The organism is Methylobacterium sp. BI1 (assembly GCF_056680125.1).
In genome coordinates this window covers 1,111,699-1,126,179 of the sequence record NZ_CM155267.1, presented here as the reverse complement: position 1 = coordinate 1,126,179, position 14,481 = coordinate 1,111,699, and the positions used below count along the sequence as shown (strand labels likewise).

General features: G+C 72.3%; 14 protein-coding genes. 7 read left to right on the top strand and 7 right to left on the bottom strand.

All coding sequences use genetic code 11. From position 1 onward, the window contains the following. Window positions 1-41: 41 nt before the first annotated feature. The 3 genes from AC1MGR_RS05425 to AC1MGR_RS05415 form a co-directional block, all read right to left on the bottom strand. Window positions 42-1,661: a gamma-glutamyltransferase family protein gene (locus AC1MGR_RS05425; protein ID WP_480233912.1), complete on the bottom strand. Its 1,620-nt coding sequence runs from the start codon at window positions 1,659-1,661 to the stop codon at window positions 42-44. A 95-nt stretch (window positions 1,662-1,756) separates the two neighbouring features. Next, window positions 1,757-2,770 (bottom strand): hypothetical protein, encoded by a 1,014-nt coding sequence (locus AC1MGR_RS05420; RefSeq protein WP_480233911.1) that lies wholly within the window; start codon window positions 2,768-2,770, stop codon window positions 1,757-1,759. A gap of 27 nt (window positions 2,771-2,797) precedes the next feature. Beyond that, entirely contained in the window at window positions 2,798-3,862 is a 1,065-nt protein-coding gene (locus AC1MGR_RS05415; RefSeq protein ID WP_480233910.1) for an SDR family oxidoreductase, read from the bottom strand. Window positions 3,863-3,975: 113 nt separating this feature from the next. Between AC1MGR_RS05415 and AC1MGR_RS05410 the strand changes: the two genes are divergently transcribed. From AC1MGR_RS05410 to AC1MGR_RS05395, 4 genes are all read left to right on the top strand, one after another. After that, on the top strand, window positions 3,976-4,353 hold the full coding sequence (locus AC1MGR_RS05410; protein ID WP_480233909.1) for a winged helix-turn-helix transcriptional regulator: 378 nt from the start codon (window positions 3,976-3,978) through the stop codon (window positions 4,351-4,353). A 76-nt stretch (window positions 4,354-4,429) separates the two neighbouring features. Further along, window positions 4,430-5,431 carry an asparaginase gene (locus tag AC1MGR_RS05405; RefSeq protein WP_480233908.1) on the top strand — a complete coding sequence of 334 codons (1,002 nt, stop codon included), beginning with the start codon at window positions 4,430-4,432 and terminating at the stop codon, window positions 5,429-5,431. A 494-nt stretch (window positions 5,432-5,925) separates the two neighbouring features. Next, complete coding sequence (locus tag AC1MGR_RS05400) at window positions 5,926-6,198, top strand: hypothetical protein (protein WP_055957026.1); 273 nt, start codon at window positions 5,926-5,928, stop codon at window positions 6,196-6,198. A gap of 56 nt (window positions 6,199-6,254) precedes the next feature. After that, on the top strand, window positions 6,255-6,881 hold the full coding sequence (locus tag AC1MGR_RS05395) for a DNA-3-methyladenine glycosylase family protein (RefSeq protein WP_480233907.1): 627 nt from the start codon (window positions 6,255-6,257) through the stop codon (window positions 6,879-6,881). On the opposite strand, the gene AC1MGR_RS05390 is transcribed toward AC1MGR_RS05395, so the two are convergent. Continuing rightward, complete coding sequence (locus AC1MGR_RS05390; RefSeq protein WP_480233906.1) at window positions 6,882-8,471, bottom strand: amidase family protein; 1,590 nt, start codon at window positions 8,469-8,471, stop codon at window positions 6,882-6,884. Window positions 8,472-8,612: 141 nt separating this feature from the next. On the opposite strand from AC1MGR_RS05390, the gene AC1MGR_RS05385 reads away from it, so the two are divergent. Continuing rightward, a complete protein-coding gene (locus AC1MGR_RS05385) occupies window positions 8,613-9,551 on the top strand; it encodes a 2-hydroxyacid dehydrogenase (protein WP_480233905.1) in 939 nt (312 codons plus the stop codon). Window positions 9,552-9,678: 127 nt separating this feature from the next. Beyond that, on the top strand, window positions 9,679-9,927 hold the full coding sequence (locus AC1MGR_RS05380) for a hypothetical protein (RefSeq protein WP_108035191.1): 249 nt from the start codon (window positions 9,679-9,681) through the stop codon (window positions 9,925-9,927). Window positions 9,928-9,943: 16 nt separating this feature from the next. Here the strand turns inward: AC1MGR_RS05380 and AC1MGR_RS05375 are convergent, their stop codons facing one another. Next, on the bottom strand, window positions 9,944-11,275 hold the full coding sequence (locus tag AC1MGR_RS05375) for an MFS transporter (RefSeq protein ID WP_480233904.1): 1,332 nt from the start codon (window positions 11,273-11,275) through the stop codon (window positions 9,944-9,946). A gap of 77 nt (window positions 11,276-11,352) precedes the next feature. Between AC1MGR_RS05375 and AC1MGR_RS05370 the strand changes: the two genes are divergently transcribed. Continuing rightward, on the top strand, window positions 11,353-12,210 hold the full coding sequence (locus tag AC1MGR_RS05370; RefSeq protein ID WP_480233903.1) for an ABC transporter substrate-binding protein: 858 nt from the start codon (window positions 11,353-11,355) through the stop codon (window positions 12,208-12,210). A gap of 14 nt (window positions 12,211-12,224) precedes the next feature. Here the strand turns inward: AC1MGR_RS05370 and AC1MGR_RS05365 are convergent, their stop codons facing one another. Together AC1MGR_RS05365 and AC1MGR_RS05360 are read right to left on the bottom strand one after the other, a co-directional pair. Then, window positions 12,225-13,148, bottom strand: a complete 924-nt coding sequence (locus AC1MGR_RS05365; RefSeq protein ID WP_480233902.1) for an amidohydrolase family protein — start codon at window positions 13,146-13,148, stop codon at window positions 12,225-12,227. Beyond that, window positions 13,145-14,452, bottom strand: a complete 1,308-nt coding sequence (locus AC1MGR_RS05360) for an MFS transporter (protein ID WP_480233901.1) — start codon at window positions 14,450-14,452, stop codon at window positions 13,145-13,147. Before AC1MGR_RS05360 ends, AC1MGR_RS05365 begins: the two co-directional genes overlap by 4 nt. Between the last annotated feature and the right edge of the window lie 29 nt (window positions 14,453-14,481).

Below are 14,481 nucleotides of genomic sequence, written 5' to 3'. Positions count from 1 at the left end.
ACATTATCTGTGCCAGCGGAGCGCTTGGCAACGACCCGTCCTCACCAGACCGAGACCTGCCCGTCGCGCCGCGGATCGCTGGCGCCGACGTAGCCCTCGGTGCCGGGGTCGCCCATTCGCCAGATGAACTGGCCGGCGCCGAAATCCTGGTAGCTGTCCTCGATCACGTCGACCCGGTGGCCGCGCGCCACGAGGCCCTGCAGGGTCGCGGCCGGCATCGTCGCCTCGGTGTTGATCTCCAGGCCGGCATTGAAACGCCAGCGCGGCGCGTCGCAGGCGGCCTGCGGGTTCTGGCCGTGGTCGATCATCCGCACGAGGGTCTGTAGGTGGCCCTGGGGCTGCATGTTGCCGCCCATCACGCCGAAGCTCATCACCGGCGCACCATTCTGCGTGAGGAAGCCCGGGATGATGGTGTGGAAGGGCCGCTTGCCCGGCGCCACCCCATTGGGGCTGGCCTCGTCCAGCACGAAGCCGTAGCCGCGGTTCTGCAGGGACAGGCCCCATTCGGGCACGACCACGCCGGAGCCGAAGCCCATGAAGTTCGACTGGATGAAGCTCACCATCATGCCGGATTCGTCGGCGGCGGTGAGGTAGACGGTGCCGCCCCGAACCGGGTTGCCCGCCCCGAATTCCTGCGCTCTACGGGGGTCGATCAGCTTGGCGCGCCCGGCGAGATAGGCCGGATCGAGCATCGCCTCCGGCGTCACCTCCATGGTGCGGGCATCGGAGACGTAGCGGTAGGTGTCGGCGAAGGCGAGCTTCATCGCCTCGATCTGCAGGTGCTGCGCCTCCGGTCCATCCACCGGCAGGCCGGCGAGGTCGAAGGATTCGAGGATGCCGAGGGCGATCTGGGCGGCGATGCCCTGCCCGTTCGGCGGGATCTCGTGGAGGGTGTAGCCCCGGTAATCCTTGGCGGTCGGCGTCACCCATTCGGGCCGGAAGGCGGCGAGGTCCGCCACCGTCATGGCGCCGCCATGGGCCGCGGCGTGCCGGGCCATGGCCTCCGCGATCTCGCCCTCGTAGAAGGCGCGCCCCTTGGTCTCCGCGATGGCCCGCAGGGCGCGGGCGATGCCCGGCAGGGTGACGCGCTCGCCCACATGCGGGGCGCGGCCATGGGGCAGGAAGGTCTCGGCGAAGCCCGGCTGGCGCACGAGATCCGCGACCCGGGCGGCGGCCGCCCATTTCTGCTGCACGACCACCGGGGCGAGGTAGCCGCGCTCGGCGATCTCGATGGCGGGCTGGAGCAGGTCGGCGAAGGGCAGCTTTCCGAAGCGCTCGCTCAGGGCCACCCAGGCCGCGACGGCGCCCGGCACCGTGACGGAATCCCAGCCCCGCATGGGCGGCCGCTCGGCCGCACCGTATTTCCGGGTGAAGTAGTCGGGGGTCCAGGCCGCCGGCGCGCCGCCGGACGCGTTGAGGCCGTGCAGCTGCCGCCCGTCCCACAGGATGCAGAAGGCGTCCGACCCGAGGCCGTTGCTGCAGGGCTCGGTGATGGTCTTGGCCGCCGCCGTGGCGATGGCGGCGTCCACCGCGTTGCCGCCCTGCCAGAGCATGCGGATGCCGGCCTGGGCCGCGAGGGCGTGCGAGGTCGAGACCATGTTGCGGCCGAAGATCGGCATCCGCACGGTGGGATAGCCGGTGGTCCAGTCGAACGGCTTCATCGGGTCGCGGCCTCACATCACGTCGGGGAATCCTTCGATGATGGAGACAAACGCCGAGGCCGCCAAGTCGTGGTCAGGGCCCCGGCTCGTATCGCTCAGCGCTCCGTCGCTTGTTCCGGCATCAAGCGGTTGATGACGCTGTAGTTGATCGCGGTCCAGAACTCCGAGGTCTCCGGATCGGCGAGCGCATTCTCGGCCGCTTCGATCACCGCATGGTCGGGTGTCACCAGGTAATCTTCGACGTCGTTGAGGGAGTCGAAGGACAGGACCGAGATCCCATCGATCTTGGAGCCCTCGGGATCCGCCTGGGTGGACCCGAAGGGATGCAGCTGGGCGTAGCGGCGGACGTAGTGCGCGGTCGCCCCCTGGGCGCAGACGAGGTCGGCCTGCGCCCCGAGCCAGGCTGCCTGGAATTCCGCGCGGGAGAGGTGCGGACGGCGCCGATGGATCTTCACGAGGCTGACGGGATCGCGGTGGCGCGCGCTCGGGATCAGGATGTATTCCCGCGCCACCTCGCGGGTGACCATGCGGAAGGCGGTCCGCTCGTCCGCGATGATGCGCGTCGCGTACTGCTCCTGCCCGAGCACCGCCTCAATGTCGTCGGTCTCCGCGTATGCGATGTAGGCGAAGCCGTCGAAGCTCGGGCGCCGGTAGGCCGGCACCTGCGCGGCCGGATCGGAGACCAGCCGGCCCTCGGCATCGACCATCGCCCGGTAGGGCGGCCGGAAGCCGGAGGACGGCCCCGAGGCGACCCGGTGGACCTGATCGTAGCGCAGTACGCGGTCGTTCCGCGTGCCGGGCTCTTCGTAGGCGAATTTCGGTCCGTGCACCTTCCGCCAGTATTCGTCCCAATGTTCGAAGGCGAGGTTGGGATCGGACTCCAGCGCCACGGCCTCGGGATGGCGGTCGGGCCGCATCACCGACCGCCCGTCACGGCCGACATTCGACCCCGCGTCGCGGGGCCGCCGGTCCCGGGGCGTGTCGTCGCTGCGCGAGACGAAGGTCGGCGTCACGATCAGGGGCTTGGTCGTCGCGCGGGCGGCCTCCCCATGGGGTGGCCGCTGGAGGACATCCGAGCGGGCGAAGTCGGGGGCGGTACGATCTGTCATGCGGGCTCCTTCGCGCCGGGGCGGATGTCAGGGAATGACCCGCTCGGCCCGCAGGCGCGCGAACAGGTCGAAGAACGCATCGTCGGTGGCCTGGTAGTCGAGGAAGCCGAGGCGCCGGCTCTTGCTCATGTCGGTGACGACCTCGATCGGCCGACCGAGATCCGCATCCGTGTGCCAGGCCGACGCGAGGCGCCCGAGATCGGCCTCCTTGAGGCCGTGCCGGGCGGCGATTTCGGCCCAGAGCGGGGCGGCCCCGTCCATCTGCTGCTCGAGGGGCAGGACCGTGCCGTCGAAGGGCGCCGGCTCCACGCCGAACCAGTCGGCGATCCGGCCCCACATCCAGCTCCAGCGGAAGACGTCGCCATCGACGATGTTGAAGGCCTCGTTGCGGGCGGCCGGCGTGGTCGCGGCCCAGGCGAGCTGGCGCGCCAGGATGCGCGCATCCGTCATGTCGGTGAGCCCGTTCCACTGGGCGGCCGAGCCGGGAAACCGGAACGGCCGGCCGGTCTCGCGGCAGAGCGTGGCGTAGACCGCCAGCGTCACGCCCATGTTCATGGCGTTGCCGAGCGCGTAGCCGATGATGGTGTGGGGCCGGTGCACGCTCCAGCCGAAGCCGTCCCGCGCCGCGGCGGCGAAGACCTCGTCCTCCTGCGCGTAGTAGAAGTTCTCGACGTCGAGGCGGCCCTGGTCCTCGCGGAACGGCGTGGCCGGCAGCGTGCCCTTCCCGTAGGCCTCGAACGGCCCGAGATAGTGCTTGAGGCCGGTGACCAGGCCGACATGGCCCACGCCCCCGTTCGGCCGGAGGGCGTCGAGGAGATTGCGCACCATCGTCCCGTTGACGCGGATGTTCTCGGCCTCCGTCTCCTGGCGCAGCCAGGTCGTGATGAAGACGTCGGTGGGGCGCAGGTCCGCCAGCACGCCGCGCAGGCTCTCCGGGTCGAGGAGGTCGGCAGCCACCGGGGTCACGCCCGTCAGGTCGGCGGGCGGGCGCCGGGCGAGACCGGCCACGGACCAGCCCTCCGAGACGAGATGGCGGGCAAGGTTGTTGCCGACGATGCCGCTGACGCCGGCGATGAGGGCCGTCCTGGTCATGGAAGTCTCCGTCTTGATCCGAAGACCGACCTATGGAGACAGTCCGCCCCTGACCAGACGGCACCGATTGGGGTCCTAGGCACCCAACGGTAACCACCCAGAGGGCGACGACCATGGAGAGGCTGAGCGCGGACGAGGCCTGGCGCGAGGACTGCGCGCCGCGCCGGGTGCTCGAACTGTTCGCGACCAAGTGGACCAGCATGGTGCTGCACACCCTGCACGCCCGCCATGGCGGCTGCGCCCGCACCGGGGTGCTACAGCGCAGCCTGCCCGGAATCTCGAAGAAGATGCTGACCCAGACCCTGCGGGATATGGAGGCGAGCGGTCTCCTCACCCGCCACGTGGCCGGCACGGTGCCGCCCGCGGTCGAGTATCGCCTCACCCTCCTCGGCGCCCGCTTCGTCGAGCCGGTGGAGCTTCTCTATGCCTGGGGGCGAGACAACGCGGACGCCCTCGACGACCTGAAGGCCCGGCCGACCTCCCGTCGCTGACGGGCGAAAGCCTAGTCCGGCAGGCCTCCTGCATGGGGCCGCCCGCACCGGAAACAGGGACGGAGACGACGACACGATGGCAACGCGACCCAAGGTGGCCTTCATCGGCACGGGCGGGACGATCTCCTCCCTCGGCTGGGATTCCCTCGACGTCCTCGACTACACCGCCACCGGACAGCGTCTCGCCGCGGACGCGATCCTGGCCCGGGTGCCCGAGGCGCGCACCATCGCCGAGGTGATCGCGGTGCCGTTCCGCGAAGTGCCGAGCCCCGCCATCGGCTTTGCCGAGTGGCGCGCCCTTGCCGCCCTCTGTACGGAGCTCGCGGAGGCCCATCCCGATCTCGCCGGCATCGTGATCGGGCACGGTACCGCGACCCTGGAGGAGACCGCCTACGCCCTCGGCCTGACCCTGACAGTGGCCTGCCCGGTTGTCCTCGTCGGGGCCCAGCGTCCGATCAGCGCCCTGTCGAGCGATGCCGGCCTCAACCTCGTCGCGGCCCTCAGGGTCGCCGCCGATCCGGCCTCGCGCGGGCGCGGGGTGCTGGTGGTGCTCAACGACGAGATCCAGGCGGCCCGCGAGGTGACGAAGACCTCGGTCGGCCGGCTCCAAACCTTCCGCACGCCGGATTTCGGCGTCCTCGGCCATGTCGACGGGCCGCATATCCGCTACTACCGCCGCCCGGAGCGGCGGCATGCGCCGGATACGCCCTTTGCCCTGGACGATCTGGCCGCCCTGCCCCGGGTCGACATCGCCTACGCCTATGCCGACGCGGACGGCACTGCCGTGCGGGCCTTCGCGGCGGCCGGCGCGCGGGGCATCGTCTCGGCGGGCCTCGCCCCCGGCATGACGCCCCCGGGCGAGGCCGACGCCCTGGCCGAGGCCGTGGCCGCCGGATTGGTGGTGGTGCAGTCTACCCGCGCCGGCAGCGGCGTGGTGCCGGTCACGACCCGCCTGCGCGAGCGCGGCATCCTCAGCGCCGATAACCTGACGCCGCAGAAGGCACGCATCCTCCTCGCGCTGGCGCTGACGCGCACCAGCGATCCCGTCGACATCGCCGCGATGTTCGCGACGTACTGAGTGTTGGCACGCCGCGCGGATGTCGCGCGCGACGCGCTCGTCCGGACGACGGGATGCGCTGGGCCGCCGTCTCGACGTCAGGACGCGCCCCTCTCCCCCAGTGGGAAGAAGCGGAGCGTGGGGGTGGCTCTCCCTGCCCCTGCCGGTCGCGGGTCACCCACCCTCTACGCCTCCCCCGAAGCTGGACGGAGTTCGGGCGGGCCGGAGCCGCTGGGAAGTGGAGCCGTGCCGCCCGTCGCAGCATGGCGCGAGAGCATTTTCGGCAGCGCGAGAAAGACCGCCTCGTATAAGGCCCGTCCTCTCTCTATTCCAGCAGTGCAAGGCTGGTGGAAAGGCACGCCGACAGGCGTCAGCCCCACCCTCGAACCACCCGCGCGAACATCAATTCCAACGAATTCTGTGACCTTTCGGCGTCTCGGCCGTTGATGACCCATGCCGAACCGGTCGCGATCGCGTGACCGGCCACCCAGAACCATCGACGCGAGGTCCCTTTCATGAAGTCATTCGTCATCGCCACCGCCCTGCTGCTCACCCCCGTCGCCCTCGCAGGCACGGCGCAGGCCCAGGGCACCATCCGGGGCGCCGAGCGCGGCGTCGAGGACGGCAACCGTGCCGCCGGCCCGATCGGGGGCGTGGTGGGCGGCGCCGTCGGCGCGGCCACCGGTACGGTCGGTGGCGTTCTCGGAGTGGATCCGGATCGCCGCGACGACCGGATCGAGCGCCGCGAGGAGCGCACCACCATCACGCGTGAGCGCCGCGACCGCTAAGCCGCTCGCCTCGGCCCCGTCTCGGGGCCGAGGCCGTTCCGTCCCCGCCGCACCGCATGACATCCGTTTCCGATCCGCACACCCACCTCCTGGCCACGGCTCGGGGACTGTCCGCGTCTCTTCATGACGCCCTCGCGCGCCTCGGGCCGGTCCCGATCGATCCGCCGACCCACGCGCACGTGGCCGACCGCCTCGCTCACGAGGTCGTCAACCAGCAGCTCTCGACCCGCGCCGCGGCGGCGATCTGGGGTCGCGTCGAGGCCGCGGCCCTCCTGCGCAACGTGGCGCCCCGCGATCTCTTCGTCGACGCGCATGCCGAGACCCTGCGCAGCTGTGGCCTGTCCGGCGCCAAGGTCCGGGCGGTGCTGGCCATCCGCACCGCGGACGAAGCCGGCCTGTTCGACACCGCCCTCGCCACGCTGCCTCACCCGGAACGCTCGGCGATCCTGCGCAGCATCAAGGGCGTGGGACAATGGACCGCCGACATGATCGGCATCTTCCATTATCACGACCCGGATATCTGGCCGGCCGGGGACGTCGCCGCCGTCGGCAGCCTCCGGCGCCTGACCGGCTGCACCGACACGGCGTCCTACGCCCTCCCCTTCGCGCCCTATCGCTCCCACCTCGCCCGGGCGATGTGGCGGGTGCGCGACCTCGTGCCGGCCCCCACGCTCGCCGCCTGATCAGCGCGCGCCGAGGGGCGGGGTGCTCGTCGGGAGGCGCCGCAGCTTCGTCGCCTGCTCGAAGGCGTAGGCGAGGCCGAGGAGCTTCGCCTCGCTCCAAGGCTGGCCGAGCAGGTCCATGCCGACCGGCACGCCCTCGGGGGCCGTCGCGGTGGCCTCGGAGAAGCCCGCCGGGACATCGATGGCCGGGAAACCCGTCAGCCCTGCCACGATGCCGTTGCGCTCCGCCTGGTTGAGTTCGCCGATGGGCACCACGAGCCGCTTCTGCAGCGGGTAGACCAGGGCGTCGAGCTTCTGCGCCGCGAAGACCTCGGCCACATGCGCCTTGAAGGCGGCGATCCGTCCGATGCGGGCCTTGTACTCCGGCTCGGCCATGCCGTCCTGGCGCGCCTCGGCGGCCTTCAGGAACGGCTCCAGGGCGGCACGGTGGAACTGGCCCGAGGCCAGGATGCCGGCGAGGTCCTTCTGCGGCGCATTCGGGATCGTGGCCAGATACCCGTTCATCAGCGTCTTATATTCGTAGGTCTGGACGTCGTCCTCGCGGTTGAGGGCGTCGGCCTCGAAGGCCGTGTCGTCGATGCGCACCAGGGTGGCGCCCGCCGCCTCCAGGGCGTCGAGGGCCGACTGCATGACGCGGTTGACCTCCGCGTGCTCCGGCTTGGTCCCGAACAGGACCCGTACGACGCCGAGGCGCGCGCCCTTCAGGGCGTCGGGCTTGAGCGCGTCGGCGTAGCTCTGCGCCACCTTGCCGGCCGCCGCGGCGGTCAGCGGATCGGCCGGATCGGTGCCGGCCATGGCCTGCAGCAGGGCCGCCGCATCCGCTACCGTGCGGGTGATCGGCCCGATCGCGTCCTGCGTCTTCGAGACCGGCATGATGCCCGCGAGGCTGATCAGCCCCTGGGTGACGCGCAGGCCCACGAGGTTGTTGGCCGAGGCGGGCGAGCGGATCGAATTCACGGTGTCGCTGCCGAGCCCCCCGAGGGCGAAGCCGGCGGCCAGGCCCGCGCCGACGCCACCACTGGAGCCGCCGGGGGTACGGGTGAGGTCGTAGGGGTTGCGGACCTGGCCGCCCAGCGAACTCACCGAGACCCCGCCGAGGGCGAGTTCCTGCATGTTCGCCTTGGCCAGCACGATGGCGCCGGCGGCGCGCAGCCGGGCCACCGCGGTGGCGTCCCGCGCCGGCTGCGCCCCGGCGAGGGCGGCCGAACCGCCGGTCGTCGGCAGTTCGGCGGTGTCGTAATTGTCCTTCAGCAGCAGGGGCACGCAGCCAAGGGGCTTGACCACGCCCGTCGCGCGGTCCGCGTCGTAGGCCTCGGCCTGGGCCAGGGCGTGCGGGTTCAGCGCCCGGATCGCCGCGAGCTTCGGGCCGGCATGATCGTAGGCGGCGATGCGGTCGAGATAGCCCTGGACCAGGGTGCGGCAGGTGATCCGCCCGGCGGCGAGGGCCTCGCGCGCTCCGGCGATCGTCGCGTCCTCGACCCGGAAGGGCGCCGAAGCCGGCTCCTGCGCCGCGACGGGGGCGGCCTGGGCGACGAGGGCGCCGGCGAGGGCGAGGACGCAGGCGGGTGCGGGGAAAGCGATCTTGGGCATGGGATTCCGATGCGGATCGAAGAGGCCCGCGATCAGGCAGCCTCCGGACCCGACTGGTCAAGCCGTTCCGTTGACGCCGGGCCGATCGCGGGCGATCCCGTCGCCGGGCGATGCGCGCCGCCGCCGAGGAATTCGCAAGCCATGCCCTCCCCCCTCCTTCTCGTGACCAGCCTTCCCACCGCGGAGGAGGCGGCCTGGCTGGACGCCCTCGGCGCAGCCATGCCGGGGGAGCGAATCCTCACCGCATCCGAAGGCGCCCCGGCGCAGGCGGCGGAGGTCGCCATCGTGGCGAACCCGCCGATCGGGTCCCTGGCGGGCCTGCCGAACCTGCGCTGGATCCAGAGCCTCTGGGCCGGCGTCGACCGTCTCGTCCTCGACGACACGCTGCCCGACGTGCCCGTGCGGCGCCTCGTCGACCCGACGCTCGCGCGGGCCATGGCGGAGGCGGTGGCGGCGGCGGTCCTGCACCTGCACCGCGACTTCCCGCGCTATGCCGCGCAGCAGCGCACGGGAACGTGGCGCCAGCACCCCGTCCGGTCGGCCGGCGAGCGGCGCGTGACGATCCTCGGCCTCGGCGAGATGGGACGGGCCGCGGCCGACCTCCTGGGTGCCCTCGGCTTTCCGGTCCGGGGCTGGAGCCGGTCCGGCGCCGCGCACGGGACGATCCCGGTGGCCAGCGGTCCGGACGGCTTCGCGCAGAGCCTCGCGACGGCCGACATCCTGGTCAACCTGCTGCCCCTGACCCTCGACACACGCGGCATCCTGAACGCCGAGGCTTTCCGGCACCTGCCGCCGGGCGCCGCCCTGGTGAATTTCGGGCGCGGCGCGCACGTGCTCGAGGACGATCTCCTCGCCGCCCTCGCGGCGGGCGCCCTCGATCACGCGATCCTCGACGTCTTCCCGGAGGAACCCCTGCCCCCGGAGCACCGCCTCTGGACCCATCCGGCGGTCACGATCCTGCCCCACGTCGCGGCCCCGACGAACATGGCCACGGCCGCCGCGCGCGTCGCCGCGGCGGTGGCGGAGTTCCGGCGCACGGGCCATGCCCCGGCGGGGATCGACCGGACGCGCGGCTACTGACGGCCGGACGCGCTTCGATGCGGAACGCTGACACGCTTCGTCACGATGGCGGCACTGGCGCGACAAGCAGCTTGGCTATCTCCCTCTTCGAAGCGGCCCTCGCCGCTTCGACCTTGGAGACAGACCCATGAAGACCACGATGTTCGCCCTCCTCACCGCCGGCCTGCTCGCGGCGGCCCCGGCCCTCGCCGTCGACGGACACGGCAACGCGGCGAACCCCGAGCAGATGAAGCCGAATCTCGGCACCGTCTCCGGCGGACCGAACCACAGCGACGATCCCCGGGTGCGGGAGGCGCAGGAGAAGACTCCCGACGGCAAGCCGCTGCATTCCGACACGGATGGGCATGCCCACGGCCACAGCCACGGCAAGAAGTAGTCCCCCGCCGGCCCGCCTACGACACCGCTGCCGCTTCCCGCAGGCTGACCCGCCTGCGGGCCGCGCGCCCGAGGGCGACGACCATGACGCTGCCCGAGGCCGTGAGGGCCACCAGCGGCAGCAACGCCAGGGGGAAGCTGCCGGTCGCGTCCTTGATGACGCCGAGGAGCCAGGTGGCGCTGCCGGTGCCGAGATGCGACAGGGTGTTGATCGCCGCGATCCCGGCCCCGGCGGTGCCCGGCGAGAGCCACTCGGTGGCCAGCGCCCAGAACGGCCCCTTGATGGCGTAGTTGCCCATCAGGACGAGGCTGAGCAGAACCAGCGTCACCGGCAGCGAACTCGTGAGCGCGGTGGCGAGCAGGCAGGCGGCGGTGACGGCGAGCGGCAGCGCCGTGCTCCAGACCCGCTCCCCCGACCGGTCGGCCCGCAGGCCCCACAGGATCATGAACACCGAGGCGATGCCGAACGGGATCATGTTGAGGAAGCCCGTCTCCAGGTTCGACAGACCGAAGGACTTGAGGATCTGCGGCATCCACAGGGACAGCGCGTTGCTGGTGGCCGAGCTGCCGGAATAGATCAGCGCCAGGGCCCAGACGTACTTGTTCGAGAGCACCTTCCACAGGGGCAGGTGGTCGGCCACCGGGCTCTCCGCGCCGCGGTCGGCGGCGAGGCGGTCGGTGAGCCAGGCCCGCTCCCGGGGCGTGAGCCAGGCGGCCTCGGCCGGGCGGCTCGGCAGCAGCGCCAGGGCGGCGAGACCGAGGAGGACGGCGGGGATCGCCTCCATGACGAACAGCCACTGCCAGCCCCGCAGGCCCGCGAGGCCGTCCATCTGCAGCAGGGCGGCGGAGAGGGGCGAGCCGAGGAAGCTCGAGAGGGGGATCGCCACCATGAAGGTCGCGACGATCCGGGCGCGGTAGGCCTTCGGGAACCAGTAGGTCAGGTAGAGGATGACGCCCGGGAAGAACCCCGCCTCCGCCGCCCCGAGGAGGAAGCGGCCGAGATAGAACGTCCAGGGACCGGTGACGAAGGCCATCGCCGCGCCGACGAGGCCCCAGGTCACCATGATGCGGGCGATCCAGACCCGCGCGCCGAAGCGCTCCATGGCGATGTTGCTCGGCACCTCGAACAGAACGTAGGCCAGGAAGAACAGCCCGCCGCCGATGCCGAACATGGCCTGGCTCAGGCCGACATCCTTGTTCATGGTCAATGCGGCGAAGCCGGCATTGACCCGGTCGATATAGGCGATGAAGTAGCAGAGGATCAGGAACGGCACGAGCCGGAGCCCGACCTTGCGCATGACCACCGCCTCGTCGGGCGCGGTGTCGGGCAGCGCGGAGGTAGCGTTCATCGTGGTGGCTCCGGGACAATCGGGGATCGGGAGGCCGGGGCGGACGCGCCGGCCCGGCGCCCCGCTGCGAGGGCCGGATGGACGAGAGCGGGACGACGGCGTTTCGGGTCCGGCGCGGGTGGCGCCGGGGGATCCTCGTCCGGCTCGGCCTGATCGCGCTGACCCCGTTCCTGCCGCCCCTGAAGGACGCTGCCATGGCCCTCGAACCGACCTCCACCCTGCGCGCCGAGATCGCCCCCACCGGGACGCTGCGGGCGGCGATCAATTACGGGAACCCGGTGCTGGCGCAGCGGGGCGCCGATGGCCAGCCGGCCGGGGTCTCGGCGGAGCTCGCCCGCGAACTCGGCCGTCAGCTCGGCCTGCCGGTGGCGTTCGAGACCTTCGACACGGCCGGCGCCGTCGTGGCGGCCCTCGGGGGGACGCGAAGCTGGGACGTCGCCTTCCTGGCGATCGACCCGGAACGCGGTCGGACCATCGCGTTCAGCCCGCCCTACGTCGTCATCGAGGGCGCCTACCTCGTACGGGACGACTCGCCCCTCACCGACAATGCCGAGGTCGACCGGCCGGGCATCCGCATCGCGGTCGGCCGGAACACGGCCTACGACCTCTATCTCGGGCGCCACCTCAAGGCGGCCGAGCGGGTCTATGCGCCGACCTCCGCGGCGGCCCTGACCCTGTTCCTGCGCGACCGGCCCGAGGTCCTGGCCTCGGTGCGCCAGCCGCTGGAAAGCTACGTGCGCGGCCATTCCGGCCTGCGCATCCTGCCGGGCCGCTTCATGGTGATCGAGCAGGCCGTGGCGAGCCCGAAGGAGCGCCCGGGCGTCGCCGCGGCCCTGCGCGCCTTCATCGAGGCTCAGAAGGCCTCGGGCTTCGTGGCCAGGGCTCTCGCGACGAGCGGGCAGGCCGACGCGGTCGTCGCCCCGCCGGCGCCCTGACCGGTCCGCGCCCGTCACGTGGGGACCCGCCCGGCCGGCAGCCCGAACAGGGCGCGCGGCGTCTCCAGCAGGACGATGCGGCGCTCGGCCGGCTCGGGCAGCCAGCCGTCGAGCTGCGCCCGGACCCGGTCGTAGCGGGCGACCCCCTCGAACTGGGTGTGCGGCCAGTCGCTGCCCCAGAGCAGGCGCTCCAGGCCGAGGGTGTCCTTCAGCAGGGGCACCGCCGCCCGGGCGATCCCCGCGCCGGTCTCGCCGGGCCCGTTGCGGTAGGCCCCCGACAGCTTGACCCAGACCCGGCCGGTCCGCCCCGCCGAGAGGAGGTGCCGGAAGCCCGGATCGTCGATGCCGAGGGCGGGATCGGGCTTGCCGAAATGGTCGGCCACCACCCGCACGCCGCTGTCGAGGAGAGGCGGCAGCAGGCTCGGCCAGCGCCGGGCCTCGGCCTGGACCTCGACCTGCCAGCCGAGATCGGCGACGTTCCGCAGGAGCCGCCGCCAGGACGGCGCCGCGAAATCCGGATCCGCGACGCCGATCAGGTTCAGGCGGATGCCGACCACGCCCTGGGCGGCGAAGGCCCGCAGGGTCTCGTGCGAAACCTCGGGGCGGACCACCGCGATCCCGCGCAGGCGCTGCGGCGCCCGGGCCAGGGCGTCGAGCAGGCAGCGGTTGTCGTCTCCGTAGAAGCTCGGCTGGACCAGGACCGCCTGGGCGATGCCGTGCGCGTCCAGCACCGCGAGGTAGTCCTCGGGGGTGGCGTCGTAGCCGGGTGCGTAGCGGCGGGCATCGGCCAGGGGCCAGTCGCGCCGGAAGACATGGGCGTGGGTGTCGACCGCGCGCAGGGTCTCGGGCCCGTCCTGCGCGCCACCGCGCCGCGCCAGCACCGATGCGCCCACCATGGACAAGGCTCCCGTCTGAAAGAGGCGTCGCGTCAGGGTCATGCATTCGTCCTCCCCAGCCGGCGGCCCGGGGCGGGAACCGGCGCGCGGGTACGCGGGGCGGCGGCCTCGCCGAGGTCCTTGGCGCGGGTCTCGGGCAGCATCAGCACCGCCAGCACCACGAGGCCGTAGCCGACGGCGGCATCGATCCCGATGGCGGCGCCGAGGCTCATGCGCTCGCTGAGATGGCCGACGAGGACGGGGAAGCCCGCCGAGACGATTCGGCCGGCATTGTAGCAGAAGCCCACCCCGGTCCCCCGGAGGCCGCCGGGATAGAGCTCGGAGAACAGCGCCCCCAGGGAGGCGGGGATCCCGGCGGCGCAGAAGCCAAGGGGAAAGCCGAGGAGCAGGGTCGCGGTGTCGCCGAAGGGCAGGAACACGTAGGCCAGCACCACCACGACGCAGGCGGCGGCGAAGAGCCCGACGGTCAGGCGCCGTCCGATCCGGTCGAGCAGCGCCGCGGCCGCCAGGCAGCCGCAGAAGAACGCCACGATGATGACCGCAAGGTAGCCCCCGGTGCCGAGGACGGAGAGCCCCCGTTCGGTGCGCAGGTAGGTCGGCAGCCAGCTCGTCACCGCGTAGTAGCCGCCATGGGCGCCGGTGCCGAGGAGGAGCCCCACCAGGGTGACGCGCAGGTGCGCCGGGGCGAAGATCGACAGGGCGGTGGCCAGCACGGAGGGGCGCGGACCGGCCCCGCGCACCGGGGCCGCCGGCGCGATTCCGGGCTCGGGCACGTTCCGGCGCACCCAGACCACCAGGAGCGCAGGGGCGAGGCCGACCGCGAAGACCGCGCGCCAGGCAAGGTCCGGTGGGAGCAGGGTCGAGGCGAGGGTGAACACGCCGACCGAGGCGCCCCAGCCCACCGCCCAGGCACTCTGCACGCTGGCGAGCGCCTTGCCGCGATGCTGCGGCCGGATCGCCTCGCTCATCAGGGCGACGCCGGCCGCCCATTCGCCGCCGAAGCCGAGGCCCTGCAGGGCCTTGAGCACGAGGAGCTGGGTGTAGTCCTGCGCCAGGGCCGAGAGGCCGGTGGCGACGGCGAACCACAGGATCATCGCCTGGAGCGCCCGGACCCGGCCGATGCGGTCCGAGATCGCCCCGCCGATCCAGCCACCCAGCGCCGAGGCCACCAGGGTGACGCTGGTGATCAGCCCGGCCTCCGCCTTGCTGATCTGCCAGAGGCCGAGCAGGGTGGGCACGACCAGCGAGAAGAGCTGGACGTCCAGGGCATCGAGGGCCCAGCCGCCGAAGCAGGCCCAGAACGTCTTGCGCTCCGTCGGCGTGCCGGAGCGATACCAGTCCAACATGGTGGCGTTTCCTCATGCGCTCCGCTCTT